The sequence below is a fragment of the Roseomonas sp. TAS13 genome (assembly GCF_001950415.1).
Lineage (GTDB): Bacteria > Pseudomonadota > Alphaproteobacteria > Acetobacterales > Acetobacteraceae > Roseomonas > Roseomonas mucosa.
Window position 1 is genome coordinate 1 of sequence record NZ_BDLP01000612.1, and the last position, 1,653, is coordinate 1,653.

Genomic DNA, 1,653 nt, shown 5'->3' on the forward strand with positions numbered 1-1,653 from the left:
TTACGAGGAGCTGAACGCCCTCCTGCTGGAGCGGTGCGTGTCCCATGCCCGGGCCAATCGGCATCCGGAGCAGAGGGAGCGGACCGTCTGGGAGGCGTTCGAGGCAGAGCGGCCAAGCCTGGTGCCTGATAGCGTCCGTCAAGTTGGTGGAAATTGGGATGCCAAAAGCGGTCACGGATCAGGCGGCCTGAGGTGGCATCTGGGCTGACGGGAGAGCAGTGGCTTCGCCCTCGATGGTAGGCGGGCTCAGTTCGGCCATGCCCTCGACCTGCATGTAGCGGTGCTGGAGTTGCCACTCGTCATTTGCCTCGAGCAGCACGGCGCCGATCAGGCGCACAATCGACGGCTCGGACGGAAAGATGCCGACGACATCGGCGCGGCGCTTGACCTCCTTGTTCAATCGCTCGAGCGGGTTCGTTGAGTGCAACTTGGTGCGGTGCTGGGCGGGGAAGGCCATGTAGGCCAGCACGTCGTGCTCGCTCTCGTCCATGAACGTGCCGAGTTTCGGCCACCTCTGCCGCATCTGATCCGCGGCCGTCCGCCAGACCCGGTGCGCATTGGCGGCGTCCTCCTGCAGGAACGCCTGGCGCAACGCGGCTGCGACCATCGTCTGCTGCCCTTTCGGGACATACGCCAAGGCGTTCCTCATCCAATGAACCCGGCACCGTTGCCAGGTGGCCCCCATCACGCGGCGGATCGCCGCCTTCAGCCCCTCATGCGCGTCGGAGATCACCAGCTTCACGCCCGTCAGGCCGCGGCGGACCAGGCTGCGCAGGAAGTCCGACCAGAAGCTCTCCGCCTCCGAAGGCCCGATATGCAGACCCACGATCTCGCGCTTGCCTTCGGTGTTGACCGCGACCGCGATTATCGCCGCCACCGAGACCACCCGGCCGCCCTCGCGTTGCTTGAGGTAGGTGGCGTCGAGCCAGAGATACGGCCATGAGCCGGTCAGCGGACGGGTGAGGAAGACGCCGACCCGCTCGTCGATGTCGCGGCAGAGCTTGCTGACCGTGCTCTTGCTGATCCCTGACAGCCCCATCGCTTGCACAAGGTCATCGACCTTGCGCGTCGAGACGCCGCCGATCCAGGCTTCCTGGATCACCGCCACCAGCGCCTTCTCCGTCGTCCGCCGCGGCTCCAGGAAGGGCGGGAAGTAGCTGCCCTGCCGCAGCTTGGGGATCCGCAACTGTAGGCTGCCTAGCCGCGTGTCAAAGGCGCGGTCGCGATACCCGTTCCGGTAGGTCGTCCGCTCTCCGGAGCGTTCGTGCCGGGCGGCGCCGATCAGCCCCTCCACGTCCGCCTCCATCAGGATCTGCACCACGGCTTCCGCCACGCTGCGCAGGAAGTCCTCGTCTCCGGCTTTCGCCAGCAGCTCGGCCAGGGGTAGTCTCTCCTCGGTCATCGGGTCCTCGTCGGTTCGGGATGAAGCCTCGCAACTCCACCCTAGACCACAGGTCCGGTGACCACCTCAGCCACCCCGATTTTCCACCACGTCCTCGGACACTATCCTGGTGCCTTACGCTGGGCGGTTCGACGGGTTCCATGCCGTGCCTGCCGCGGTATCCAAGACCTGCCTGGTGCGGTTCGACAACAACAAGTACTCGGTGATGGCGAGCGCGGTGGGGCGGCCGGTCGAGATCCGGGCCTATGCCG

General features: G+C 66.2%; 1 protein-coding gene and 1 pseudogene. One reads left to right on the plus strand and one right to left on the minus strand.

Annotated elements, in window-relative coordinates; all coding sequences use genetic code 11:
- Positions 1-178: 178 nt before the first annotated feature.
- A complete protein-coding gene (locus ROTAS13_RS24190; protein WP_075823637.1) occupies positions 179-1,402 on the minus strand; it encodes an IS256 family transposase in 1,224 nt (407 codons plus the stop codon).
- A gap of 106 nt (positions 1,403-1,508) precedes the next feature.
- Here ROTAS13_RS24190 and ROTAS13_RS26740 point away from each other — a divergent pair.
- Positions 1,509-1,653, plus strand: a pseudogene (locus ROTAS13_RS26740) (Mu transposase domain-containing protein); the annotation flags it as partial.